A 23,007-nucleotide genomic window follows, 5' to 3' on the forward strand; every position below is an offset into this window, starting at 1 on the left:
ACGGCCGTTCTCGTTTCACCGGCACCGCGCTCAGCCGCGGTCGTGCTCGCGCGCGCGCGCTTTCGCCTTCGCTTCCGCCGTGTGCCACGCTTCGGGCGTATCGACGTCGGTCACGTAGGCCTCGTCGTGCTCGAGCATCTCGGCGATCCGCAGCGCCGGATCGCGCCGCACGCGCGCCGGCGGCTCGTCGTCGCGCAGGTTCGGGATGCGCGTACGGGCCTTCGGCGACCAGATCACCGGATGGCCGGGCGTGCCGTGGACGACCGGATAGGCGATGTCGACGTCGGGCGCGACGCGCGCGAGGAACGCGCGGATGCGCGCCGCGTCGAGGAACGGCAGATCGGCCGGCAGCACGACCAACGTGTGGTCGTACGGCAGCGCGGCGTGCGCCAGCGCGAGCGTCGCGCTCGGCCCCGGCGTCGGCTTGGTGACGATCAGGCGCGCGAAGCGCAGGTCGTTCATCGTGTCGGCGACGGGCGGCGTCGCGACGACCAGCGGCGCCAGCTCGCGCAGCGCCAGCACCAGCCGCCGCGCCAGCGGTTCGCCGGCGAACGGCTCGACGAGCTTGTGGAATCCCATCCGCTCCGAGCGTCCGCCCGCGAGGACGACGACCTGAAACGGCGCGTTCACCGGCACGGCGATGCCGTACGCGCCGCGATCGTGGGCTCCTGGTACGGCGCGCCCGCGGGCTACGGAACGACCGTGATGTTGCCCGGCGTGAAGCTCAGCGCTGCCTGGCTCGTGCTGGCCGCGCTCGCCGGGTTCACCGCCATCAGCCCCTGCGGCTGGGCGTAGAAGACGTTGCCGATCGCGTCCGCGGTCAGGCCGTACGGCTGCGCGTACGGAAGACTGGCCGGGACCGACAAGAACGGGCTCGTTGCGTTGGGCGCGAAGAAGTTCAGGGCGCCGTTGTAATAGACGGTCACGTTCCCGGACGAGTCGCAGGCGATCTGGTAGGCCTGCTGCGCGATCGCGCTGCCGGCCGGAAACGCTTGCACGAAACCGCCGCTGGCCGGGCTGACGAACTCGACAGCGATCGACGCGTTGCCGGCGCCGTTATACGTCATCAGCAGGGCATCGTGGCTTGCGCCCGCGCCGAACCCCGTCGGACAATAGATCGCGTCGAACGAGTCGTTGCCGTAGCCGCTGAAGCTGCTGGTCGAACCGGCAAAGAGACCGCCGGAGCCGTTGGCGACGAGAAACGCGTTATGCTGCGGATTCGCGCCGAAGACGATGTTCGGCACGTCGGACACCGGCGAGCTCGAGCCGGAGTACGGTGGGACGGTGGCCAGGAAGCCGCTGGGGTCGGACACGTCGATGTCGCCGCTCCCGGCGTCGTACGTGAGCCGAACCGCGGTGGGATCGACCAGCCCGAGCGGCAGGTCCGACGAGCTCGTATACGGATACGCGCTCATGGCCAGCTTGCTGTTCGCGTCGAAGAAGTAGATATTGCCGCTCGCGTCGCTGACCAGGCCCTGCGCCGTCGTCGACGCCGCCAACACGCCGAGCTGCAGACGCATGTCGGGATAGGCGATGAAGAGGATGGAGCCGGCGGGCTGATAGCTGTCCATGGCGACAATCTCTTGCGGTTCGACCGTGAAGGTCGCCGAGCAGGCGACGCTTCCGCCACAGCTCGCGCCGCCGGCCAGCGTCGCCGTCAGCGTCAGCGTTTGCGCGACGCCGTCGAACGAGCTCGCGGTGATCGAGAACGCGTTGGGTGCGGTGGTCGTCGGTTGGACCAGTGCCAGCGGGTTGGGGGCGCTATGACCGGAGAGCGCGAGCGCGTAGGTCGGCGCGCCGGGACCGACGATCACGTTGCCGTCGACGTCGAGCGCGTTGACGATGAACCGTGAGGACGGCCAAACGGGTTCGACGACGGACTGCGTGGTGGCCCCGTACGAGCCCGGATAGGATGCGATCGCATAGGATGCCGGCAGCGCGCCGAGCGTCGCCTGGATCGTGTTGGCCTGGCCGGCAACGATGGTGACGGCGACGTTCGTTGCGGACGAGAGCGCATTGCCGCTCGCGTCGTCCGTCGTGAAGCTGCCGACGTACGTTCCGAACGAGAGCGCGATGTTCAGCGTGCAGACGGTCGACGCGAGCGACGAGACACACCCGGACGACGACGGCGTCAGCGACGCGTTGAACGTCTGCGGTCCGCCGGGCGTCGATCCGGTCGGCGTGAAAACGATCGCGATCGACGCGGTCGCCGGCGAGAGGTAGCGCGGCAGCCGCGCGCCCGACGAGGTCGTTTTCCCGGTCGGGATCGTGATGACGAGCTTCGCGTGGGCGAGTGCCGGCTGCCGGTCAGGCGGCGCGGCGGGGACACTGCGCGTGCCGCCCGCGGCACAAGCGGCCAGACCGGCCACCGCGACGACGCCGCCCACGAGGACGAAAAAACGACGGGCCAGCGAAGCGGACCACCGCATGGCGGAGCCTTCGGCTAGCCCCTCCCGCCGCCCCCTACCGCCCGGCGCCGTACGCGCCGCGACCGCGGGCTCCTGGACGCCCCGCGGGCTACGGGATGACCGTGATGTTGCCCGGCGTGATGGTCAGCGCCGCCTGGCTCGTGCTCGCCGTGCTGTTCGGGTTGACCGCGATCAGCCCGTGCGGCTGGGCGAAGAAGACGTCGCCGATCGCGTCCGTGGTCAGACCGTACGGCTGCGAGTACGGCAGACTGGCGGGGACCGACAAGAACGGGCTGGTCGCGCCGGGGGTGAAGAAGTTCAGCGGGCCCCGGCGTCGGCTTGGTGACGATCAGGCGCGCGAAGCGCAGGTCGTTGATCGTGTCGGCCCCATGCGCTCGGAGCGCCCGCCCGCGAGTACGACGATCTGCAGCCCCGCCGGCCACCGCGAATCCGTCACCCGTGGGATGTACGCAGTGGCCGTCGCGATCTCCGGCTACGGAATGGTCGCGATGTTGCCGGGCGTGAAGCTGAGCGCGGCCTGGCTCGTGCTCGCCGTGCTCCCCGGGTTCACGGCCAGCAGCCCGTTCGGCTGCGCGTAGAAGACGTCACCGATCGCATCCGTCGTCAGCCCGTACGGCTTGGCATACGGAAGGGCGGCCGGCACGGTGAGGAACGGGCTCGTCGCGTTGGGCGCGAAGACGTTCAACGCGCCGTTGTAGTAGACCGTCACGTTACCGGAGGAGTCGCAGGCGATCTGATAGGCCTGTTGCGCGATCTCGGTGCCGGCCGGGAAGCCCTGCACGAAGCCGTTGCTCGCCGGGCTGACGAATTCGATCGCGATCGAGCCGTTGCCGCTGCCGTTGTACGTCATGAGCAACGCGTCATGTGTCGCGCCGCTGCCGAACCCCGTCGGGCAGTAGATCGCATCGAACGAATCGCTGCCGTTCCCGGCAAAGCTGCTGTAGGTGCCCGCGATGAGACCGCCGGCGCCGTTGGCGACGAGGAACGCGTTGTGATCTGGATTCGCTCCGTAGACGACGTTCGAGACGTTGCTGACCGGTGAGTAACTGGTCGAATACGGCGGGTAGATGACCGCAAAACTGCTCGGGTCGGACACGTCGATGTCGCCGATGCCGGCGTCGTAGGTCAGGCGAACCGCCGCCGCGTCGACCAGCCCGACGGGCAGATCGGTCTTGCTCGTAAACGGATAGGCGCTCTTGGCCAGCTCGCTGTTCGCGTCGAAGAAGTAGATGTTGCCGCTGCCGTCGCTGACCACACCCTGCGCCGTCGTCGATGCCGGCAGCACGCCGAGTTGGAGCTTCATGTCGGGATAGGCGACGAAGACGATGGACCCGGCCGGCTGATAGCTGTCCATCGCAACGATCTCTTGCGGGTCGACCGTGAACGTCGCCGAGCAGACGACGGCGCCGCCGCAGCTCGCACCGCCGGCGAGGGTCGCCGTCAGCGTCAGCGTTTGCGCGGCGCCGTCGTACGAGCTCTCACTGATCGTGAACGCGTTGGGCGCGCTCGTCGTCGGCTGCACCAGCGTCAGCGGATTGGGCGCGCCGTGCCCCGAGAGCGCGACCGTGTACGTCGGCGCGCCGGGACCGACGATCACGTTGCCGTCGACGTCGAGCGCGTTGATGATGAACTTCGAGGACGGCCAGACCGGTTCGACGGCCTGCGTCGTCGTCGCACCGAACGAGCCCGGGTACGGCGCGATCGCATACGATGCCGGCAGTGCGCCGAGCGTCGCTTGGATCGTATTGGCCTGGCCCTCGACGATCGTGATGGCGACGCTGGTCGCCGACGAGAGCGGATTGGAGCTGGCGTCCTCCGTCGTGAAGCTGCCCAGATAGGTGCCGGCCGCAAGCGTGATGTTCAGCGTGCAGACGGTCGAGGCGAGCGAGGAGCTACAGCCGCTCGACGTCGGCGTCAACGACGCGTTGAACGTCTGCGGTCCGCCGGGCGTCGACCCGGTCGGCGTAAAGACGATTGCGATCGACGCGGTCGCGGGCGAGAGGTAGCGCGGCAGCCGCGCGCCGGACGAGGTCGTTTTTCCGCTCGGGATCGTGATGACGATCTTCGCGTGCGCGAGCGCCGGCTGTCGATCGTTCGGAGCGCTGGGGACACTGCGCGCACCGCCCGCGCCGCACGCGGCCAGACCGGCCGCCGCGACGACGGCGCTCGCGAGGACGAAAAAATGACGGGCGACGAAAGCTGACCGCATGGCGTAACCTTCGGCCAGCCCCTCGCGCCGCCCCTACCGCCCCCCCCTCCCCCGTCCGATCGGCAATCGTCAAGGAAGTGTGACGAGCAGCTTCTCCGGCAGAATCGGCAGGTCGCGCACCCGTACGCCGGTGGCGTGATAGACGGCGTTCGCGATCGCGGCCGCGACGCCGGTGATCCCGATCTCGCCGATGCCGCGCACGCCGAGCGGGTTGAACGCGAGGTCCGGTTCCTCGACGAAGACGACGTCGATGTCGTGGACGTCGGCGTTGACCGGCACGTGGTAGTCGGCCAGGTTGTCGCTGACGACCGCGCCGGTCCGCGGATCGCGGATCGTCTCCTCGAGCAGCGCCATCCCGATCCCCCACACGATCCCGCCCAGCATCTGCGAGCGGGCCGTCTTGGCGTTGAGGATGCGTCCGCAGTCGAACGCGCCGACGACGCGGCTGACGCGCAGCCGCGCCAGCTCGGGATCGAAGCGCACTTCCACGAATTGCGCGCCGAACGATTGGAACGCGTAGCGGCCCTCGCCGGGCGGCGTCGACGCGCCGACGACTTCGAGCGCGGCGGTGCCGCTCAGTCGCACGACGTCGGCGTACGCCATCCGTGCGCCCCCGCCGTTTCCGTGCAGCACGCCGTCATTGACGTGGACGTCGCGCGGGTCGTAGCCGAACAGCGGCGAGTCGCCGCTGCGGGTCGCGATCGCGATGGCTTCCTCGCGCGCGCGGCGCGCCGCGTCGAGCACGGCCGGCCCGACGCTGGCCGAGCTCATCGAGCCGCCCGCCACCGGCGCCGGCGGAAACGCCGAGTCGCCGATCCGTACGCGCACCGCCGTCGGCGCGACGCCGAGCGCATCGGCCGCGATCTGGGTGAGGATCGTGTACATCCCGGTCCCCAGGTCGTGCGTCGCGCTCGCGACTTCCACGATGCCCTGCGCGTCGATGGTCAGCCGCGCCTGCGCCGGCGCACTGAGCGCCGGATAGGTCGCCGTCGCGACGCCCCAGCCGACGTACTCGTGACCGTCGCGCATCGAGCGCGGCGCGCGCGAGCGCGACGACCACCCGAACCGGTCGGCGCCGCGCGCGTAGCACTCGAGCAGGTGCTTCGAGGAGTACGGGACGCCTTCGTCGGCGTCGATCGTGCTGTGGTTACGCCGCAGCACCTCGAGCGGATCGAGGCCGCAGGCGTAGGCCAGCTCGTCGAGCGCGCTGCCCAATGCGAACGTTCCCGGCGCCTCGCCGGGAGCGCGCATCGCCGTCGGCGTCGGCACGTCGAGCGGCGCGACCTCGTGCGCGATCGCGACGTTGGGACAGTCGTACAAGAACGAGCTGATGCGCCCGGCCGACTCGACGAACATCCCGACCCGCGAGGTCACCCCGCGCACGTCGTGCAGCAGCGCTTCGAGCTTGCCCTCGCGGGTCGCGCCGACGCGGATGCGTTGCTGCGTCTCGGTGCGGTAGCCGTGCGAGGTGAAGGTCTGCTCGCGCGCCAGCACGACCTTGACCGGCTGCCCCGTCAGCCGCGCGGCCATCGCCGCGATCAGCGAGTGCGCCCAGAAGAAACCCTTGCAGCCGAAGCCGCCGCCGATGAACGGGCAGATGACGTGGACCCGTTCGAGCGGGATCTCGAACGCCGCCGCGAGGGCGCCGCGCGTGCCGACGACGTACTGCGTGGCGTCGTGGACGACCAGGTTCGCGCCCTGCCAATACGCCAGCGTGGCCGACGGTTCCATCGGGACGTGGTGCTCGGTCGGGGTCGTGTAGCGCTCGTCGAGCTGGACCGCGGCGCGCGCGAACGCGCCGTCGGGATCGCCGCGCCGCACCTGCGAGGGGCTGCCGAACCACTCGGCCGGGCGCTCGATCTCGCTCGCCGCGTCGAGTGCGGTCACCGCCGGCTCGCTCGCGTAGGTGATCGCGACCAACGCGGCGGCGTCGCGCGCCGCCTCGTACGTCTCGCCGATCACCAGCGCCACGTGCTGGCCGTCGTAGCGAATGCGCTCGTCCTGCAGCGGCGCCAGCGCTTCGGTCATCGGCGCCGCGAAGTCGAACGGCAGCTCCTTCACCCGCGGCGCGTTGCGATAGGTCATCACCTCGATGACGCCGGGAACCGCGCGCGCCGCGGAGTCGTCGAGCGAGGCGATGCGCCCGCGCGCGATGCGCGACTGCACCAGCACCCCGTGGAGCAGGTCGTCGGCCGGCGTGTCGGCCGTGTAGTGCGCCTCGCCGCGCACCTTGAGGCCGCCGTCGACGCGATCGAACGACGCACCGACGTACGGCCCGGCGTGCGGCCGTTCGGTCGTGACGCTCACGCCCCGCCCTCCGCGACGCCGCGCAGCGCGCGCACGATCGCCCGCTGCGCCAGCTCGACCTTGAACGCGTTCTGCGGCCGGGTCACGGCACCGTCGAGCGCGACCTCGGCGGCCCGCACGTAGGCGTCCTCGTCGGGTGCGACGTTGAGCAGCACATCCTCGGCGTCGCGGGCGCGCCACGGAACGGTGCCGACGCCGCCCAGCGCGAGCCGCGCGGTGCGGATCGCGCCGTGCTCGATCGCCAGGCCCGCCGCGACCGAGACCAGCGCGAACTCGTACGACGCGCGGTCGCGCAGCTTGAGGTAGCGCGAGCGTTCGTTGACGGCCGCGAAGCGCAGCTCGACGGCCACGATCAGCTCGCCGTGCGCGAGCGCGGTCTCGCGCTCGGGGCTCGCGCCCGGCAACAGGTAGAACTCGGTGATCGGCACGCGCCGTTCGCCGCCCTCGCCTTCGATCACCACCTCGGCGTCGAGCGCGACCAGCGCGACGGCCATGTCGCCCGGCGCGGTCGCGATGCAGTGCTCGCTCGTGCCCAGGATCGCGTGCCCGCGGTTGAAGCCCTCGAGCGCGTCGCAGCCGCTGCCGGGCTCGCGCTTGTTGCAGCGCCAGCGCGTCTCGCGGAAGTACGGGCAGCGCGTGCGCTGCTGCAGGTTTCCGCCGACCGTCGCGGCGTTGCGCAGTTGTCCCGACGCGCCGCTGCGCAGCGCTTGCGCGAGGGCCGGAAAGTGCTGCCCGACGGTCGGGTCGTCGGCGACGTCGCTGTTGCGCGCCAAGGCGCCGATGCGCACGCGGTCGGCGCGCAGCTCGACCGCCGCCAGCGGCAGGCGCGAGATGTCGACCACGCGCGGCGGCCGCTCGACCTCGGCCTTCATCAAGTCGACCAGCGTCGTGCCGCCGGCGTAGTAGCGCGCCCCGGGGACCTCGCGCAGCAGCGCGCGCGCGTCGGCCGGCGACCCGGCGACGACGTACTCGAACGGCCGCATCAGGCGCCGGCCTCGCGCGCCGCGCGCACCGCGGCGACGATGTTGACGTACGCGCCGCAGCGGCAGATGTTGCCGCTCATCGCCTCGCGGATCGCGTCGTCGTCGGTCGCGCGGCCCTCGCGCAGCGCACCGACCGCCGACATGATCTGTCCTGGCGTGCAGTACCCGCACTGCAAGGCGTCGTGCTCGACGAAGGCGGCTTGCACCGGGTGCGGCGCGCCGTTCTGGGCCAAGCCCTCGATCGTCACGACGTCGTCGCCGGCATGCGGCCACGCCAGCGCCAGGCACGAGAGCACCCGGCGCCCGTTCACCAGGACGGTGCAAGCGCCGCATTGGCCGCGGTCGCAGCCTTTCTTGGTGCCGGGCAACCCGGCCCGTTCGCGGATCAGGTCGAGCAGCGTCACCTGGGGCTCGACGAGGAAGGTTCGCTCGCGGCCGTTGAGCCGCAGCGTGAGTGGAGCGGTCGAGGGGGCGATCGGTGGCACGCAGTCTCCCTGAATGCAGCGTGTGGAGGAGCCTCCTACCCGCTCGGGGTCCCGCCATCCCGCGTTGACGGGGCGGGGGGCGCATGATAAACTTCCCGGGTTATGTACGCCATCATCGAGACCGGCGGCAAGCAGTTTCGCGTGTCCGAAGGCGACGTCATCCGCACGGACCTCCACACGTCCGAAGTCGGGTCGTCGATCACGTTCGACCGCGTGATCCTGGCGTCGAACGCGGGCGGCGAGGTGTCCGTGGGGACCCCGCTCGTCAGCGGTGCGACGGTCACCGGCACGGTGCTGCGCCACGCCAAAGACAAGAAGATCCTGGTCTTCAAATACAAGCCCAAGAAGCGCGTCCGCAAGCTGAACGGCCACCGTCAGCCCTATGCGGAAGTCCGGATCGAGCGCATCACGCTGTAAGCGCGATGCTCCGGGTCGTGTTTCGTGAGGACAGTCGGCAGCGGCTGTCCTCTGTGTTTGCCACCGGCCACGCCGATACGGCGCCGGACGGCGAGGACATCGCCTGCGCGGCCGCGTCGGCGCTGCTGCAGGCCGCCTGGGCGGGCCTCACCGACGTCGCCGGCGTGCGGGTGACGGGCCACCGCCACAGCGGCGACTTCTTGATGCGCTGGCCGGCCGAGAGCCGCGAGCGCGCCGACGTCCACGCGATCGTCGCGACCGCCGAGCTCGGCATCGCCGAGATCGCCGATCAGTTCCCCGACGCGGTCGCCTGCGCGCGCGAGCGCGAGCACGAGAAACACGACGGGGAGCATCCGGGTACGAGCCCGTCGAAAGGAACGCAACGATGAGCGACACGACCACGCCCCCCGGGGGGCAACTGCCGAGCTACCAGCCCGAGGGCTCGGCGCCCGACGCCGGCAAGACCGTCCTGGTGGGCGTGTTGGGCGGCCTGCTCTCCGCCGCCGGGTACCTGGTTTACCAGCGCCTCCCCGACGACCAGAAAGAGCGCCTGCACCGCCAGGTCCGCGGCCTGGTCGAATCCCGCATCAACGAGATCCGGAATAACTTCAACATTTAGCGAGCGGCGCGAACTGCGCTGACGTTCGGACGGGCACGCTTCGCGGCGTGCTCGTTGCGTTTGGGGCGCTCGTCGTCGCGTATGCGACGGCGCTGCGCGCGTTCGATCCCGCCCTCGACGTGCAGCAGGCGCGGCGGTTGGCGGCGCGCACGATCGCCGAAGCCGACGCGGCGCGGCTCGACGCGCGGTTCGTCGTCGCCGTGATCGCCGTCGAGTCGTCGTGGCGCCCGCGCGCCGTCTCGGCGGCCGGTGCGCGCGGACTCGGCCAGCTCATGCCCGCGACCGCAGCCGCGCTGCACGTCGACGCGCGCGATCCCGACGAGAACGTGCACGGCAGCGTCGTGCAGCTGGCGGCGCTCCTGGCGCGCTATCGCACCTTGCCGCGTTCCGCGCGCTACGAGCGCGCGCTGGCCGCGTACAATGCCGGACCGGCCGCGGTCGCGCGCGCCGGCGGCGTCCCGCCGTATCCCCAGACGCGGCGCTACGTGCGGCGCGTGCTCGAGCTATGGCGCCGTTTGTGCGGCGGTTGAGGCGACTTCGCGGTCGATCGCCGGGCGCGGCTCGGCCAGCCGTTCGGCCACCGGTGGATCTTCGCCGTAGGGGTCGATCGCGCGCGGGTCGGGTGCGGGCGGGGGACCGTACGGGTCGACGCAGACCGCCCCGTCGGCCGGCGCGGGGACCGGCGCCTCGACGACCGGCTCGACGGGGAAATCGTACGCGTACGGCGCCGCGTGCGGCGCCTCGCCGGCCATGGTGGACGGTGTCGGCGGCGGGGCGGGCGGCACGTCGGCGGCGCGTTCCATCTCGCGGATGAAGGCCTGCGAGGTGTTCTGGACCTCGCGCATCAGCGTGCCGGCTTTGCGGGCGACCTTGGGCAGCTGTTCCGGGCCGAAGAGCATGAGGGCGGCCGCTCCGAGCAGCGCCATGTCGGGGATCGAGAGCATTCGGAGGGTTTCTTCCCGGTCGCGTGCAACGCGTCATGCCCCGCTCCGCGTCCTTTTTCCGGGATGCCGCGGAGATCAATCGCTCGAGGCCGGCAGCGCCCTGAAGATCATCTACACCCGCGGCAACCGGACCGAAACGCTGGCGTCGATCGCGACGCTGCGGAAGATCCTCAACCGGTTCGTCGCGCACCGCGTGTTTTACGAGGTGAGTTCACGCAACAAGCGTGGGCACGAGTTTTTCTCTGCCAAGAACACCTTCGTGGTCGGTACGATCGAGATCGTGAACCGCGATTACTTGACGATCACGATCTTCGACGCCAACAGCCCCTCGCACTCGATCGAGATCCTCAATCCGGCGGCGATGCGCATCTACGACGACACGCTGGGCAAGGGCTTCGCGGTCTCGTTCCTGAGCGAAGGCTCAGGCGGCGTCGAGTCGCGCTGCTACTTGCGCGACGAGGGCGAGGACGGCGAGGGGATGGCCCTGCGCAGCGAGCTCGAGAAGATCACGCTGCCGCAGCTGTTCGAATACCTCGAAGACATCACCCAAACCGACGCGATCTCGACCAAGAACCTTTGAGTGCGGCTCGGGCGAAGCCCGAACGCGAAGGCTTCGGCGAAGCCGAAGCCACCTATTCGGCCAGGTCCACCATCGCGGACATCACCTTGGCGGGGTCGGCGCCGAAGAGCTCGAGCAGCTCGCGGTCTTTGACGGCTTCGGCGGCGAAGCCCATCACGAGATGGCGCGTGTGGTATGCCTCGCCGGCGCGGCGCGCGCCTTCGATGAATAGACGAAACGCTTCGCCGTCCAGGTACAGCACGCGATTGCCGTCCGGCGCGTGAAACGCCAGCGTGTCGTAGCGCGCGAACGGTGCGTGTTCGCCCTCCGGCAGCGTGCCTTCCGGCACCTCGACGACGCCGGGCAGCCGTTTGGGAGCCTCTTCGATCGCGTGCAGGAGCTTCTCGCGCGGCACCAGGTCCGCGATCGCCGGACCGACGCGCGGATCGGCGAGCACGCCCACCAGCAGGTGCGCCGGGGCGACGAACTGCGCGCCGTTCTCGATCGCCGCGCGCACGCCGACGCGCATGGCGTCCAGGAGGTCCGAACCGAGCCGAAGCTGCTCGTGGTCCATTACGGGCGTCTCTTGCGGCCCTCGAGCCGCGAGGCCTTCCGCAGATTCCGCACCGCCGCGCCGCGGCGCCCGGCGCGGTGCAGCGCGACGCCCAGGTTGTGGTAGGCGGGCCCGTAGGCGTCGTCGATCCGGATGGCGGCCTCGTAGTGCGCGACGGCTTCGTCGGCGTCGCCGTCCTCGAGCAGCAGGTTTCCGACGGTGGTGATGGCGGCCGGCGAGCGCGGGTTGAGCTCGAGCGCGCGCACCAGCTGCGCTACTGCGAGATCGCGCCGCCCGCGATGGATGGCCACGATCGCGAGCTTGTTGGCGATCAGCGCCAGCTGCGCGGCGTCCGCGGCGAGCGCGGCCTGCGCGAAGGCCGCCTCGGCCTCGTCCAGCCGTCCGCGGTCGAGCGCGCGGACGCCGCGAGCGAACGGCGTCGGCGGCCGGCCCGGGACCAAGCGCCGCAGCCGGTCGAAGAACCCCACGTGAGCCTCTTGCACGTCGACCTGGTCACGCTCTTCCCGGAGATGTTCGCTCCGGTCATCGGGCTCTCGATCGTCGGCCGGGCGGTCGAGCACGGGCTGGTCACCGTTCGCACCCACCACCTGCTCGATGCGCTCGAAGGGAGCGCCCGCGCCGACGAGCGGCCCTACGGCGGCGGCCCCGGGATGGTGCTGCGCGTCGAGCCGCTGGCTCGCGCCCTGGACGCGATCCTGGCCGATGCTCCGGCCGAGGAGCGGTGCCGCATCGTGCTCACGTCCGCCACCGGCCGGGTTTTCCGCCAAGCCGACGCGGCGGGGTGGGCCCAGCTCGACCGCCTGGTCGTCATCTGCGGCCACTACGAGGGTGTCGACGAGCGGCTGCTGGCCCTCTATCCGATCGAGGAGGTCTCGCTGGGCGAGTTCGTCCTGACCGGCGGCGAGATCGCCGCCATGGCCTTCCTCGACGCGACGGTCCGGCTGGTCCCGGGCGCGATCGACGCCGACTCCGCCGAGATGGACTCGTGGGCCGACGGCGAGAGCCTCGACCACCCCGCGTATACGCGCCCGCCGACCTTCCGAGGGATCGACGTTCCCGCGGTGCTCCTTAGCGGCGACCATGCGAAGATCGCAGCCTGGCGCCGCGAGCAGTCGCGCCTGCGCGCCACCGCCCGCAACGCCGAACGCGATCGCTGAGGACAGGCGGCCATGACCCTGACACACGTGCGTGGGACGATCGCGTCGTGGTGTACAGGGTCGACGAAATCGTCCGCTCGCTGTTCGGTACTCGCTCGGCTCCGTTGCCGGACGAGCACGACGTCGCGCTCTATCAGAGCATCCTGGACTCGCAGGTCCGCAGCATGGAGGAGATCGACGCGATCCTGAGCGCGACGGGCGTGCTGGCGTTCAGCGCGATGACGTATCTGCTCTCGACGGACGAGGTGCGCACCGGGGCACCGGCGGCGCGGGTGCTGGCGGTCGCGATGCTCGCACCGGTAGCGCTCGTCGGCGTCGCGATCATGCGCCACCGCCAGCGCGACGCGCCCGATCTGAACGACCTCGAGCTCGAGCTCCTCCACGACCGCACCGCCGCCTTCGCGCGCGCCCGCGCCGGCATGGTCGAGTCGTTCAACGCGAACCGCGAGACGATGGCCGCCAAGAAGCGCATCCGCGCCTGGTCGACGCTGCTCGCCGCGGCCTTCTTCCTGACCGACCTGCTGGGCTTCGTGGTACACTGGTAGCAGCATGAAGTGGCTCGCCCGGCAGGTCAGCGACCTGTACCTGATCCTCTTCCGGCCCGACAAATGGCGCGCGCGCCCGCGCACCAAGGACGACACCGGGTCCGATAACCCGATGATCTACTTCCGCTAGGCGAGCCGGCGCATCGCGTCCGCGTCGGCGCCGGCCGTGCTGTGCCGCCGACCGTATCCGAAGTAGACGATCAGGCCCACCGCGAGCCAGACCAGAAACGCCAGCCACACGAGCGGGAAGAACCCCCACACGAGCGGGTTGCCCACTTTGAGAAAGTAGATCAGGAAGACCGCGGAGACGGCCGAGAGCACCGGAATGAGGTGCGGACCGAACGGCACCGCGAAGCGGCCCACCAACTCGGGGTGGCGCTTGCGCAGCACCGGCACGGCGATCGACACCATGACGAACGCCACCAGCGTCCCCATGTTGGTCGCCGATCCGAGGATTCCGATCGGAAAGAACGCACCGGCGATCGCGATTAGGACACCGAAGAAGACTTGCGAGAAGACCGGCGTTCGCCACGCCGGATGCAGTCGGACGAATCCGCGCGGAAGCAGCCCGTCACGCGCCATCGCGAAGAAGATGCGCGTCTGACCGAACATCATCACGAGCATGACGGTCGTGAGCCCGGCGATGGCGCCGAACGCGATGATGATCCCGGCCCACACGAGCCCGACGTAGTTCATCGCGAACGTCACCGGGAACGCCACGTTAAGCTTGTAGAACGGCACGATTCCGTCCAAGATGATTGTGACGATGATGTAGAGCACCGTGCACACGATCAGGCTGGCGAGGATACCGAACGGGAGGTCTCGCGCGGGATCGTGCGCCTCTTCGGCGGCGGTCGAAACGGCGTCGAACCCGATGTACGCGAAGAACATGAAGGCGGCGCCGCCGAACACGCCGGCCCACCCGAACGGCATGTATCCGCCGGCGAACGTTCGCGGTCCCGGCGGCAGACGGAAATTCGCGGGATCGACGTGACCGGCGCCGATCGCGATGAAGAACAACACGACGACCACTTTGATCGCCACGATGACCGCGTTCACCGCGCCCGATTCTTTCGTACCGCGCACGAGCAACGCCGTGATGAGCAGGACGATGATCGCGGCCGGCACGTTGGCGATGCCGGGCGTCGCGTCCCAATGACTGTGCTGCCACGCTTGCGGAACATCGAGATTGAAGAGCGCGTGGAGGATGAAGGTGCAATAGCCGGACCAGCCCACGCTGACCGTCGCCGCGCCGAGCCCGTACTCGAAGACCAGGCCCCAGCCGACGATCCAGGCCAGAAACTCGCCGAGCGTCGCGTAGGTGTAGGTGTACCGAGACTTCGGCGTAGCAGAACGCCGCGAAGACGCTCGCGATGCCGGCGATCACGAACGAGATCGTAAGGGCCGGGCCGGCCCGCGTCGCCGACGCGACGCCCGTCAGCACGAAGATGCCGGTGCCGATGATGGCCCCGATGCCGATCGCCGTGAGCGCCCACGGCCCCAGCGATCGCCGCAGCCCACGACCGGAGTCCGCCCCTTCGGCGATAATCCTCTCGAGCGGCTTGACGCGAGCGAACAGCATCGCTCGGACCTTGTCTCCGCGGAGAGGGTCGACCTCGCGCGAGGCTGGTTCACGACGGCAAAGCAAGCGGGCACTTTACCGGCTGCTTGCCCGCTTGACCCGCCAGTTTGAATCCGTGGCTTCGTCGAGATTGGTCTTAGGGATTGATCCCGTAGCGCCTTGAAGCACAAGGCGAGCGAGCGGGCCAAGTGTAAAGACTGGCCCCGATGCTCCTCACCGGGTTGCTCCTGCTGGCGCTAGGAGCCATTCTAATTGCAGTCGCAGCTAATCCAAGGATCATAGCTACGGACCCCACCCTGGCCACCCGGCTGAATTTCGTCGCTTGCGTCATCGTCGCTTGTGGCGCAGTTCTCGCGCTTCTGGACTATATGGGTAGCCAATTGGGGAAAGGATCGTTGTTCGGATGATGACAATGGCACGGCCCCCCCAGCGCCAGACGACGAAGCGCAGTACAGCTTCGTTGCTGCCGTCCCTCTATAGTGCGTTGCTAGCCGCTGTCGTCGTCGTGGTTATTGCCACGCTCATCGGAACCCGATCGCACGGTTGGTTGCCTTGGTTTGTCGCATTCCTCGGTGTCATAGCGCTCGCTAGCGTGGCGAGAACGCTTTGGCGAATGCGCCCAAGCCACGACTCGTCCGGCCGCCACGTGGCGGGAACGCACGGAGCGTTCTAAACCGGTTCTGTTCGTGGCGTGCTAGGCCGCCGGGGTTGGCATCGCAAGCCTAGCAGGCGGCGCCTCGGGAATCAAAACTGGCCGCTACCCGAAACCCCGTGGCCTTGCCGGGGTACCGGGTCCGTGGTACACTACCGGGGTTGCCCGCGCGGCCCGCGTGGTGCTTTGCGTTGTTCGTCAGAGAGCTGTCATGAACGTACTCGACCTGATCCAGAAGGAACAGGAAAAGCCGAACGTCCCGGAGTTTCGTCCGGGCGACACCGTCAAGGTCTACTCGAAGGTCGTGGAAGGCGGCAAGGAACGCATCCAGATGTTCGAGGGCGTCGTGACGGTCCGTCGCGGCGGCGGCCTGGCCGAAGCGATCACGGTGCGCCGCGTGGCGCACGGCGTCGGCGTCGAGCGCACGTTCCTGCTCCACAGCCCGCGCGTCGACCGTATCGAGGTCTCCAAGCGCGGTATCGTCCGCCGCTCGCGCCTGTACTACTTGAGCGAGAAGGTCGGCAAAGCGGCCCGCATCAAGGAACGCAAGACCGCGAAGTAACCGCGGCTCCGTGACACCTCTCGAACTCCTGGGACTGATCGCCCTCTTCGCGGTCATCCGCGTCGCGATCAGCGTGCGGCCGGCCCGCGTCGCCGTGGGCAGCGGCACGACCGAGATCGCCGACACCGGAACGGTGCCGGCGACGCCGTCGACGCGCACCGTCATCCGCGAGTACCTCGACGCCTTCATCGTCGCCGGCCTGGTCGCGCTGTTCCTCATCACGTTCGTGGTGCGGACGTTCTACATCCCGAGCGGATCGATGGAGCCGACGCTCCAGATCCACGACGTGCTGCTCGTCAACGAGTTCGAGTATCGCTTCACCAAGCCGCGCGACGGCGACGTCGTCGTCTTCCCGCCGCCGCTGCCGAGCACGAACGACTTCATCAAGCGCGTGGTCGGCTCACCGGGCGACCAGATCCGCGTGCACGCCGGCGTCGTCTACCGCAACGGCCAGCCGCTGAACGAGACCTACATCGCCGAGAAGCCCAACTACGAGCTGCAGATCCGCGACTACGGCATTTGGGTCGACGGGCAGCGGCTCGATCCGGCCACGGCCAACATCCCGCCCAAGGCCGACTGGACCGCGCCCGATCGCATTCCGCCGAACTGCTACCTGATGTTCGGCGACAACCGCAACAACTCGGAAGACTCGCACATCTGGGGCTTCGCCCAGGACGCGGGCACGTTCGCCAGCGGCCCGCTCGCCGGGCACAAGGCCTCGTTCACCGGCCGCGCGTTCCTGATCTTCTTCCCCTTCAACCGGTTCCGGATTCTGCATTAGTGGGTTGCGCATAGCGCAACCCGTCGCGTTCGGGCTTCGCCCGAGCCGCCTAGGCGTCGAGGTCCAAATGGCGAAGGGTGTGCGCGTGGTGAAGGCGCGCACCGCCGTCTCGTTGTCCGCGCAGCTCGTTTTGCTGGCGCTGATCGCGACCGCGTTCTTCTTGCGAACGCCGCAAGTCGACGGACTCTCGATGGAACCGCGCGTCCGCGCGGGCGAGTTCGTGCTCATCAACACGCTGGCATATCGCTTCGGCCCGGTGCGGCGCGGCGACGTGGTGGCGTTCCGCCACGACGCACCCAACCCCGAGACGTACATCAAGCGCGTCGTCGGGCTGCCGGGCGAGCGGGTCGAGGTCCGGCAAGGCGTCGTGCTCGTCGACGGCGTCGCGCTGGCTGAACCCTACGTGCGCTTTCCGGATCACCGCAGCGCGCCGGCGGTCGTCGTGCCCCCCGGCGCCTATTACGTGCTCGGCGACAACCGGGCCGACAGCGACGACTCCCGCAACTGGGGCGTCCTGCACGCCGGCGACATCGTCGGCAAAGCCGTGGTCGGCATCTGGCCGCCGCGGCGCATCTGATGCCCAGCGGCGGCGGCGTCCAGGACGCCCAGATCCAGTGGTATCCGGGCCACATGGCCGCGGCGATGCGCAAGCTCGCCGAGCGGCTGAAGATCGTCGACGTCGTCATCGAGGTCGTCGACGCGCGGCTGCCCCGCTCGAGCGCGAACCCGGCCCTCGACCAGCTGGCCGCGCGCAAACGGCGCATCCTCGTGCTGGGCTGCGAGGACCTCGCCGACCCGCACGCGACGCGGGAATGGGTGGCGTGGTACGCGGCGCACGACCGGCTGGCGATCCCGGTCAACGGGAAGGACCCGACCTCGGTCCGGCGCCTGCAAGCTCCGCTGGCCGAGACGGTCGCGACCAAGGGCACGACGCGGGCCATCGTGGTCGGCATCCCGAACACCGGCAAATCCTCGATCATCAACGGTCTGGTCGGCCGGACCGCGGCGAAGACCGAGGACAAAGCCGGGGTCACGCGCTCGTTGCAGTGGTTCCGCGTGCAGCCGAAATTGGAAGTGATGGATACGCCCGGGATCCTCGTGCCGAAAATCGCGACCCCGCAGGCCCAGTGGCAACTGGCGCTGACCGGCGCGTTGCCGCGCGACCGGTTCGACCCCGAAGAGATCGTCACCGCGTTCGTCGCCTGGTCGCGCGCGCACCGCCCCGCGCTCACCGTTCCGGACCTCGAGGAGTTCGCTCGCGCACGAGGCTTCGCGCGCCGCGGCGGCGAGTTCGATCTCCACAACGCGGCCGGCGCGTACTTGCGCGAGATCGGCACGGGGGCGTTCGGGCGGATCACGTTCGAACGGCCGGAGGCCGCCTGATGGCGAGCGCGGAGGAGGCCCGGCGCAAGCGACGCAACGCGGTGGCACGCGAGCGGCGCAGGCTCGAGCGGCTGCACGCCTACGAGCAGCGCGCCTGGGCCAACGGCCACCGGCTGGTGGGGGGCATCGACGAGGTCGGCCGCGGTCCGCTGGCGGGCCCGGTCGTCGCGGCCTGCGTCGTCACCGACGGGCCGCTGCACCTGCGCGGCTTGAACGACTCGAAGCAAGTGCTGCCGGAGTTGCGCGCCGAGCTGGCGATCGAGATCAAAGCCAAGGCGATCACCTGGGCGATCGGCGAGGCCAGCGTCCTCGAGATCAACCGGCTCAACATTTATTGGGCCAGCGTGCTGGCGATGGAGCGCGCGCTGGCGGCGCTCTCGTTCGCGCCCGAGTACCTGCTCACCGACGCGGTTCGCATCAAGAGCTGGACCGGTTTGCAAGAGCCGGTCATCAAGGGCGACGCGAAGTGCGCGACCGTGGCGGCCGCCTCGATCTTGGCCAAGGTGCATCGCGACGGGCTGCTGGTCGAGCTCGATCAGCGCTATCCGCACTACGGCTTCGCCCTGCACAAAGGCTACGCGACCGCGCAGCACATCACCGCGCTCAACCAATACGGACCGTGCGACGAGCACCGCTTGGGGTTCTGGCGCGTGCGCGCCGCGTGGGACACGCTGCCCGGACTGGAAGCGTTCGTCGCTGAAGGCATACCGGCGGAGAGTCTGGCCGAATGAACCGCACGCAACGCGGCCGAGCCGGTGAGGACGTCGCCGTGGCGCTGCTCGAAGCGCACGGCTTTCGCATCGTCGGCCGCAACGTGCGCCTGCCCGGCGGCGAGATCGACGTCATCGCGCGCGAGGGCGACGTCGTCGCGTTCGTCGAGGTGAAGGCGCGCGCCAGCGGTGCGTTCGGGAGCGCCGTCGGCGCGGTCGACGCGCGCAAGCGCGCCCGGCTGCGGGCCGCCGCGACCGACTGGCTGCAGATCGCCGCGCCGCGTGCGCAGGCACGCTTCGACGTGGTCACCGTCGAGCACGGCCGCGCGACGCTGCGGCGCGGAGCGTTCGCGTGACGACGCTCGAAGGCCGCACGCTCGGCGAACGGTACCGCGTCGACGCGCTGATCGGGCGCGGCGGCATGGCGGACGTCTACCGCGGCGTCGACATCGTGCTCGACCGCGAGGTCGCCGTCAAGGTGCTGACCGAGCGCGACGACGGCGAACGCGACCGCTTCCTGCGCGAAGCGCGCTCGATGGCGCGGCTCAACCATCCGAACATCGTCGCCGTCTACGACGCCGGCCGCAGCGAGGGCTGGTCGTACATCATCATGGAGCTGATCGCGGGCCGCACGCTCGGCACGGTACAGCCCCACGAGCTGACCGTCCACCAGGCGCTGCGCCACTACATCGAGATCCTCGACGCGCTGTCCTACGCGCACGAGAACGGCATCGTGCACCGCGACATCAAACCGGCCAACGTGATGCTCTTGCCCAGCGGGCAGGTCAAGGTGATGGACTTCGGGCTCGCGCGCCGGGCCACCGACATGTCGAGCGCGACCAACGCCGGCGAGATCGTCGGCACGATCGCCTATCTCCCGCCGGAGCGGTTCTTGGGCAAGTCGGCCGACGCGCGCAGCGACCTGTACTCGGTCGGCGTGATGATGTACGAGACGTTCACCGGTCAGGTCCCCTTCAAGAGCGAGACCGACGATCTGGTGGCGGTGATCTTCGGCCACGTCAACGAGCCGGCGCCGCCGCCGCGCAGCGTCAACCGCGCCGTCCCGATGCAAGTCGAGCGCATCATCATGCGGCTGCTCGAGAAAGAACCCGACCGCCGCTACGGTACCGCGCAAGAAGTCATCGCCGACGTGCGCGCGTTGCTCGGCCCGTCGCCGGCGGCCGTCGGCGACGCCGCGAGCCGCAGCAAGGCGCCCAGCGGCCCGCCGACGGCGGAGATGGACGCCGCGCGCAAGACCATCGAAGCGGACGCGCGCGAGGTGCTGGCCCGCACCTTCGGTAAGACGCGCGGCGTCGACGTCGGCTACTCGGAGACGCTGGCCGGGATGCTGGCCGCACGCAAGCGCGATTGGGCCGAGGCGACGCGCGCCTATCGCACCGCGCTGACGGCGTTCGCCGAAGCGAAGAACGAGATCGAGTGCGCGAAGACCGCGCTCAAGTTCGCCGGCATGGTGCTGCAGAAGAACACCGAAGCCGAGTCGAGCGCGGATCGCCGCGAGGTCTCGGGTGCGATCGACATCCTGACTGAAGCGTTGCCGACCTTCCGCGGACGCTCGATGCTGCGCGAGCTCGAAGAGGGCGAACGGCTTCTGTACGCGCTCCAGCGCGTCCTGATACGAACCCGCTGACCGCATGCGGTCCAAGCCGTCGCTCCGGCGTTCCGTCACGCCCTGGGGTTCGTTCTCGTGGGGTTACAGCGACGTCGGGGCGGACATCTTCGTGGGCTTGGGCCTGGTGCTGGGGGCCGCGGCGGGCGGCTCCAACGTCGCCTTCCTGTTCGCGGGCTTGGTCTACATCTGCATCGGGCTGGCCTACACCGAGCTGGCCTCGACCTATCCCGTCGCCGGCGGCGGTCAATACTTCGTCATGCGCGGGCTGGGCGACGTGTTCGGCTTCATCGCCGGCTGGGCCGTGCTGCTCGACTTCACCATCGACATCACGCTCTTCGCCTGGTCGTGCGTCGACTATCTCGGCCAGCTGGCGCCCGAGATGGCGCTGGTCGTGCATCCCTGGACGCATTTCGGCGTCGTCTTCGCGCTGATCGCCGGGCTGTGCATCCTCAACGTGATCGGCGTGCGCGAGTCGACCTGGTTCAACGGAATCGTCTCCGCGCTCGACGTCGCCAGCGAGACCTCGATCCTCTTCTTCGGCTTCCTCTTCGCCTTCAATCCCGATCTGCTCGTCCACACGATGACGACCTACTGGCCGACCAACGACCATCTGCTGCTGGGTGCCTCGCTGGCGATCATCTCGTTCGTCGGGCTCGAATCGATCTCGCAGGCGGCGCAAGAGACGCAGCGGCCGGCCTCGATCATCCCGCGCACCTCGATCGGGCTGATCCTCACCATCCTCGTCTACGCGCTGGCATACTCGAACCTCGCCCTCGGCATGACGCCGGCGCACCCGGTGCCGCTCGACGCGCACGGTCACGCGCAGCCCTTCTTCCACTACCTGGGCAACGCCGAGAACGCCGGCTCGGCCGTCGCGGTGCTGGCGCGCAACGTTCCGTACTTCGGCGCGCTGGCGGCCCTCTACGTCCCGATCCTGGGGGCGATCTTGCTGCTGATCTCGTCGAACTCGGGCGTCTTCGGCGCCTCGCGCATCGCCTACGCGATGAGCCGCTCGCGGCTGTTGCCCTCGGTCTTCGAACGGGTCAACGCACGCTTCCGCACGCCGGTGGTCTCGATCGTCAGCTTCTGCGGTCTGGCGCTGGCGGTGCTGGTGTTCGCCTCGCTGCCGTCGATCGATCCCGGCCTGCGCGCGGCATACGATCACTTCTTCCACGGCGAAGCGGGCCTCGACGTGCTGGCGGACTTGTACGCGTTCGGCGCCGCGACCAGCTACTCGTTCGTCTTCATCGCGCTGATCGCGCTGCGCCTGAACGACCCGCTCAGCCCGCGCAAGTTTCGCATCCCGATCAACCTCCCGTTCACGTTCCGCGGCGAACGCGTGAGCTTCCCGGTCGTCGCGGTGATCGGCTTCGCGGGCATCTTCTCCATCCTGATCTTCACCGTGCTCACCCATCCGATCGGGCGCGTCGCCGGCCCCTCGTGGCTGATCCTCGGCATCGTGGCCTACTTCGTCTACCGGCGGCGTAAGGCGCTGCCGCTGCTGGGGTCGCGGAAGATCGACTGGAACGCCGAACAGCTGCGCATCCTCAAGGACGCCGGTGAGGTCGACCTGATGGACGAGCTGATGACGGCGCTGCGCAAGCGCGGACAGGCCCCCGGACCCGTCGTGGAGAGAACCGATGCGCGTCACCCCTGATGCCATTTACCATTCGCGCGGCGCGTTCGGCGTCGGGTTCCTGGTGCTGGGCGCGGTCGTCATCTGGCGCGACGTCGCCGCGGCCGATCCATGGCGGAGCAAGCTCCTCGGCGGCGCGTTCGGCGTGGTCCTGCTCGGGCTGGGGATCACGCGGATCGTGCAGTACGTGCGCTGGCGGCGCGCGCAGCGGTCGTGACCTTGATCCCGGTCCATCCGATCGGCGCGCTGATCGCGATCGTGATCGTGGCGATCGTCGTGTCGACGATCTACTGGATGCTGCATCCGCCGCAGGCGGCCGCCGACATCGTCGCCGCGGAGGCCGAGCACGCCTTGGCCGAGATGGTCGACAGCATCGTGGTCGTCTTCTCCGAAGACATCCACTCCGAGCACATGATGGTGTTGGCCGCGCGTTTGGCGCGGCGCGAGCGCGCCGAGCTCTTCGCCCTGTACGTGATCGAAGTGCCGCTGATCCTCGCGCAGGGCGCGCAGATGCCCGACGAGGACCGGCGTGGCTACGCGGCGCTGGCGGCCGCCGAAGCGATCGCGCAGCACAACGGCGTCACCATCCGCACCGAGTTGCTTCACGCGCGTCAGATCGCACCGGCGGTGCTCGAGATCGCCAAGCGCGAGCAGGCCAATATGATCGTCATGGGTGCCTACCGCGAGGGGCGCTACAGCGGCGCGCCGCTCGGCCGTACGATCGAGCAGATCGCCGCCAGCGCGCAGTGCGACGTGCTGATCGGCGTGCCGGGTCCGATGGGACGCATGATGGGCGTGCGCCGGGCCGCGGTCGACACGGCCGGTGTGCCGCCCCCGCACTAG

28 protein-coding genes and 1 pseudogene are annotated in these 23,007 nt (G+C 69.5%); 18 read left to right on the forward strand and 11 right to left on the reverse strand.

Features of this window, described 5'->3' with window-relative positions; translation table 11 throughout:
* Positions 1 to 30: 30 nt before the first annotated feature.
* From VMD91_19055 to VMD91_19085, 7 genes are all read right to left on the reverse strand, one after another.
* Positions 31 to 630, reverse strand: coding sequence for an NTP transferase domain-containing protein (locus VMD91_19055; GenBank protein ID HTW86179.1), 600 nt, complete (start codon positions 628 to 630; stop codon positions 31 to 33).
* A 59-nt stretch (positions 631 to 689) separates the two neighbouring features.
* Positions 690 to 2,429: a hypothetical protein gene (locus VMD91_19060; GenBank protein HTW86180.1), complete on the reverse strand. Its 1,740-nt coding sequence runs from the start codon at positions 2,427 to 2,429 to the stop codon at positions 690 to 692.
* 88 nt (positions 2,430 to 2,517) lie between these two features.
* Positions 2,518 to 2,694, reverse strand: coding sequence for a hypothetical protein (locus tag VMD91_19065; GenBank protein HTW86181.1), 177 nt, complete (start codon positions 2,692 to 2,694; stop codon positions 2,518 to 2,520).
* A 207-nt stretch (positions 2,695 to 2,901) separates the two neighbouring features.
* The gene (locus tag VMD91_19070) at positions 2,902 to 4,638 is read right to left on the reverse strand and encodes a hypothetical protein (GenBank protein HTW86182.1); all 1,737 of its coding nucleotides are present in this window, start codon (positions 4,636 to 4,638) and stop codon (positions 2,902 to 2,904) included.
* A gap of 69 nt (positions 4,639 to 4,707) precedes the next feature.
* Positions 4,708 to 6,945, reverse strand: a complete 2,238-nt coding sequence (locus VMD91_19075; GenBank protein ID HTW86183.1) for a xanthine dehydrogenase family protein molybdopterin-binding subunit — start codon at positions 6,943 to 6,945, stop codon at positions 4,708 to 4,710.
* Positions 6,942 to 7,928, reverse strand: a complete 987-nt coding sequence (locus tag VMD91_19080) for a xanthine dehydrogenase family protein subunit M (GenBank protein ID HTW86184.1) — start codon at positions 7,926 to 7,928, stop codon at positions 6,942 to 6,944. The genes VMD91_19075 and VMD91_19080 overlap by 4 nt, the downstream gene beginning before the upstream one ends.
* On the reverse strand, positions 7,928 to 8,413 hold the full coding sequence (locus VMD91_19085) for a (2Fe-2S)-binding protein (GenBank protein ID HTW86185.1): 486 nt from the start codon (positions 8,411 to 8,413) through the stop codon (positions 7,928 to 7,930). The genes VMD91_19080 and VMD91_19085 overlap by 1 nt, the downstream gene beginning before the upstream one ends.
* Before the next feature lie 102 nt (positions 8,414 to 8,515).
* Between VMD91_19085 and rplU the strand changes: the two genes are divergently transcribed.
* Genes rplU through VMD91_19105 form a run of 4 tightly spaced genes read left to right on the forward strand, consistent with a single transcriptional unit; the run spans position 8,516 to position 9,979 of the window.
* Positions 8,516 to 8,830 carry a 50S ribosomal protein L21 gene (gene rplU / locus VMD91_19090; GenBank protein HTW86186.1) on the forward strand — a complete coding sequence of 105 codons (315 nt, stop codon included), beginning with the start codon at positions 8,516 to 8,518 and terminating at the stop codon, positions 8,828 to 8,830.
* Between the two features lie 5 nt (positions 8,831 to 8,835).
* A complete protein-coding gene (locus VMD91_19095) occupies positions 8,836 to 9,219 on the forward strand; it encodes a ribosomal-processing cysteine protease Prp (GenBank protein HTW86187.1) in 384 nt (127 codons plus the stop codon).
* Positions 9,216 to 9,449, forward strand: coding sequence for a hypothetical protein (locus VMD91_19100; protein ID HTW86188.1), 234 nt, complete (start codon positions 9,216 to 9,218; stop codon positions 9,447 to 9,449). Before VMD91_19095 ends, VMD91_19100 begins: the two co-directional genes overlap by 4 nt.
* Before the next feature lie 47 nt (positions 9,450 to 9,496).
* Entirely contained in the window at positions 9,497 to 9,979 is a 483-nt protein-coding gene (locus VMD91_19105) for a lytic transglycosylase domain-containing protein (protein HTW86189.1), read from the forward strand.
* Here the strand turns inward: VMD91_19105 and VMD91_19110 are convergent.
* Positions 9,953 to 10,393 (reverse strand): twin-arginine translocase TatA/TatE family subunit, encoded by a 441-nt coding sequence (locus VMD91_19110; protein HTW86190.1) that lies wholly within the window; start codon positions 10,391 to 10,393, stop codon positions 9,953 to 9,955. The two genes, VMD91_19105 and VMD91_19110, sit on opposite strands and share 27 nt — an antisense overlap.
* A gap of 259 nt (positions 10,394 to 10,652) precedes the next feature.
* Between VMD91_19110 and VMD91_19115 the strand changes: the two genes are divergently transcribed.
* Positions 10,653 to 10,973, forward strand: a complete 321-nt coding sequence (locus VMD91_19115; GenBank protein HTW86191.1) for a hypothetical protein — start codon at positions 10,653 to 10,655, stop codon at positions 10,971 to 10,973.
* 52 nt (positions 10,974 to 11,025) lie between these two features.
* Here VMD91_19115 and VMD91_19120 read toward each other — a convergent pair whose 3' ends face one another.
* Together VMD91_19120 and VMD91_19125 are read right to left on the reverse strand one after the other, a co-directional pair.
* A complete protein-coding gene (locus VMD91_19120) occupies positions 11,026 to 11,526 on the reverse strand; it encodes a Clp protease N-terminal domain-containing protein (GenBank protein ID HTW86192.1) in 501 nt (166 codons plus the stop codon).
* Positions 11,526 to 11,993 carry a tetratricopeptide repeat protein gene (locus tag VMD91_19125; protein HTW86193.1) on the reverse strand — a complete coding sequence of 156 codons (468 nt, stop codon included), beginning with the start codon at positions 11,991 to 11,993 and terminating at the stop codon, positions 11,526 to 11,528. The genes VMD91_19120 and VMD91_19125 overlap by 1 nt, the downstream gene beginning before the upstream one ends.
* On the opposite strand from VMD91_19125, the gene trmD reads away from it, so the two are divergent.
* From trmD to VMD91_19140, 3 genes are read left to right on the forward strand one after another with little or no spacing between them, the layout of a single operon-like run.
* Positions 11,994 to 12,683, forward strand: a complete 690-nt coding sequence (trmD, locus tag VMD91_19130; protein HTW86194.1) for a tRNA (guanosine(37)-N1)-methyltransferase TrmD — start codon at positions 11,994 to 11,996, stop codon at positions 12,681 to 12,683.
* 50 nt (positions 12,684 to 12,733) lie between these two features.
* Positions 12,734 to 13,228, forward strand: a complete 495-nt coding sequence (locus VMD91_19135) for a hypothetical protein (protein HTW86195.1) — start codon at positions 12,734 to 12,736, stop codon at positions 13,226 to 13,228.
* A gap of 4 nt (positions 13,229 to 13,232) precedes the next feature.
* A complete protein-coding gene (locus VMD91_19140; protein ID HTW86196.1) occupies positions 13,233 to 13,358 on the forward strand; it encodes a hypothetical protein in 126 nt (41 codons plus the stop codon).
* Here the strand turns inward: VMD91_19140 and VMD91_19145 are convergent.
* Positions 13,355 to 14,810 (reverse strand): annotated as a pseudogene (locus VMD91_19145) (amino acid permease). The gene VMD91_19140 and the pseudogene VMD91_19145 sit on opposite strands and share 4 nt — an antisense overlap.
* 863 nt (positions 14,811 to 15,673) lie before the next feature.
* Between VMD91_19145 and rplS the strand changes: the two are divergent.
* From rplS to VMD91_19195, 10 genes are all read left to right on the forward strand, one after another.
* A complete protein-coding gene (gene rplS, locus VMD91_19150; GenBank protein HTW86197.1) occupies positions 15,674 to 16,024 on the forward strand; it encodes a 50S ribosomal protein L19 in 351 nt (116 codons plus the stop codon).
* A 10-nt stretch (positions 16,025 to 16,034) separates the two neighbouring features.
* Positions 16,035 to 16,805 (forward strand): signal peptidase I, encoded by a 771-nt coding sequence (gene lepB, locus VMD91_19155; GenBank protein ID HTW86198.1) that lies wholly within the window; start codon positions 16,035 to 16,037, stop codon positions 16,803 to 16,805.
* An 88-nt stretch (positions 16,806 to 16,893) separates the two neighbouring features.
* On the forward strand, positions 16,894 to 17,382 hold the full coding sequence (gene lepB, locus VMD91_19160) for a signal peptidase I (protein HTW86199.1): 489 nt from the start codon (positions 16,894 to 16,896) through the stop codon (positions 17,380 to 17,382).
* Positions 17,382 to 18,188 carry a ribosome biogenesis GTPase YlqF gene (gene ylqF / locus VMD91_19165; protein ID HTW86200.1) on the forward strand — a complete coding sequence of 269 codons (807 nt, stop codon included), beginning with the start codon at positions 17,382 to 17,384 and terminating at the stop codon, positions 18,186 to 18,188. The genes lepB (VMD91_19160) and ylqF overlap by 1 nt, the downstream gene beginning before the upstream one ends.
* A complete protein-coding gene (locus VMD91_19170; protein ID HTW86201.1) occupies positions 18,188 to 18,919 on the forward strand; it encodes a ribonuclease HII in 732 nt (243 codons plus the stop codon). Before ylqF ends, VMD91_19170 begins: the two co-directional genes overlap by 1 nt.
* Positions 18,916 to 19,254, forward strand: a complete 339-nt coding sequence (locus VMD91_19175; GenBank protein ID HTW86202.1) for a YraN family protein — start codon at positions 18,916 to 18,918, stop codon at positions 19,252 to 19,254. Before VMD91_19170 ends, VMD91_19175 begins: the two co-directional genes overlap by 4 nt.
* Entirely contained in the window at positions 19,251 to 20,546 is a 1,296-nt protein-coding gene (locus tag VMD91_19180) for a protein kinase (GenBank protein HTW86203.1), read from the forward strand. Before VMD91_19175 ends, VMD91_19180 begins: the two co-directional genes overlap by 4 nt.
* A gap of 4 nt (positions 20,547 to 20,550) precedes the next feature.
* Positions 20,551 to 22,185 (forward strand): APC family permease, encoded by a 1,635-nt coding sequence (locus VMD91_19185; GenBank protein ID HTW86204.1) that lies wholly within the window; start codon positions 20,551 to 20,553, stop codon positions 22,183 to 22,185.
* Positions 22,169 to 22,381: a hypothetical protein gene (locus VMD91_19190; protein ID HTW86205.1), complete on the forward strand. Its 213-nt coding sequence runs from the start codon at positions 22,169 to 22,171 to the stop codon at positions 22,379 to 22,381. Before VMD91_19185 ends, VMD91_19190 begins: the two co-directional genes overlap by 17 nt.
* On the forward strand, positions 22,378 to 23,007 hold the full coding sequence (locus VMD91_19195; GenBank protein ID HTW86206.1) for a universal stress protein: 630 nt from the start codon (positions 22,378 to 22,380) through the stop codon (positions 23,005 to 23,007). The genes VMD91_19190 and VMD91_19195 overlap by 4 nt, the downstream gene beginning before the upstream one ends.

This window comes from Candidatus Sulfotelmatobacter sp. (genome assembly GCA_035504415.1).
In the GTDB taxonomy this organism is placed as follows: domain Bacteria; phylum Vulcanimicrobiota; class Vulcanimicrobiia; order Vulcanimicrobiales; family Vulcanimicrobiaceae; genus Vulcanimicrobium.

Excerpts from the sequence above, each read along its gene's own strand:
- VMD91_19060 (HTW86180.1), bottom strand. The coding sequence starts at position 2,429 with ATGCGGTGGTCCGCTTCGCTGGCCCGTCGTTTTTTCGTCCTCGTGGGC.
- VMD91_19070 (HTW86182.1), bottom strand. The coding sequence starts at position 4,638 with ATGCGGTCAGCTTTCGTCGCCCGTCATTTTTTCGTCCTCGCGAGCGCC.
- VMD91_19080 (HTW86184.1), bottom strand. The coding sequence starts at position 7,928 with ATGCGGCCGTTCGAGTACGTCGTCGCCGGGTCGCCGGCCGACGCGCGC.
- rplU (HTW86186.1), top strand. The coding sequence starts at position 8,516 with ATGTACGCCATCATCGAGACCGGCGGCAAGCAGTTTCGCGTGTCCGAA.
- VMD91_19095 (HTW86187.1), top strand. The coding sequence starts at position 8,836 with ATGCTCCGGGTCGTGTTTCGTGAGGACAGTCGGCAGCGGCTGTCCTCT.
- VMD91_19100 (HTW86188.1), top strand. The coding sequence starts at position 9,216 with ATGAGCGACACGACCACGCCCCCCGGGGGGCAACTGCCGAGCTACCAG.
- VMD91_19110 (HTW86190.1), bottom strand. The coding sequence starts at position 10,393 with ATGCTCTCGATCCCCGACATGGCGCTGCTCGGAGCGGCCGCCCTCATG.
- VMD91_19120 (HTW86192.1), bottom strand. The coding sequence starts at position 11,526 with ATGGACCACGAGCAGCTTCGGCTCGGTTCGGACCTCCTGGACGCCATG.
- VMD91_19140 (HTW86196.1), top strand. The coding sequence starts at position 13,233 with ATGAAGTGGCTCGCCCGGCAGGTCAGCGACCTGTACCTGATCCTCTTC.
- rplS (HTW86197.1), top strand. The coding sequence starts at position 15,674 with ATGAACGTACTCGACCTGATCCAGAAGGAACAGGAAAAGCCGAACGTC.
- ylqF (HTW86200.1), top strand. The coding sequence starts at position 17,382 with ATGCCCAGCGGCGGCGGCGTCCAGGACGCCCAGATCCAGTGGTATCCG.
- VMD91_19170 (HTW86201.1), top strand. The coding sequence starts at position 18,188 with ATGGCGAGCGCGGAGGAGGCCCGGCGCAAGCGACGCAACGCGGTGGCA.
- VMD91_19175 (HTW86202.1), top strand. The coding sequence starts at position 18,916 with ATGAACCGCACGCAACGCGGCCGAGCCGGTGAGGACGTCGCCGTGGCG.
- VMD91_19185 (HTW86204.1), top strand. The coding sequence starts at position 20,551 with ATGCGGTCCAAGCCGTCGCTCCGGCGTTCCGTCACGCCCTGGGGTTCG.
- VMD91_19190 (HTW86205.1), top strand. The coding sequence starts at position 22,169 with ATGCGCGTCACCCCTGATGCCATTTACCATTCGCGCGGCGCGTTCGGC.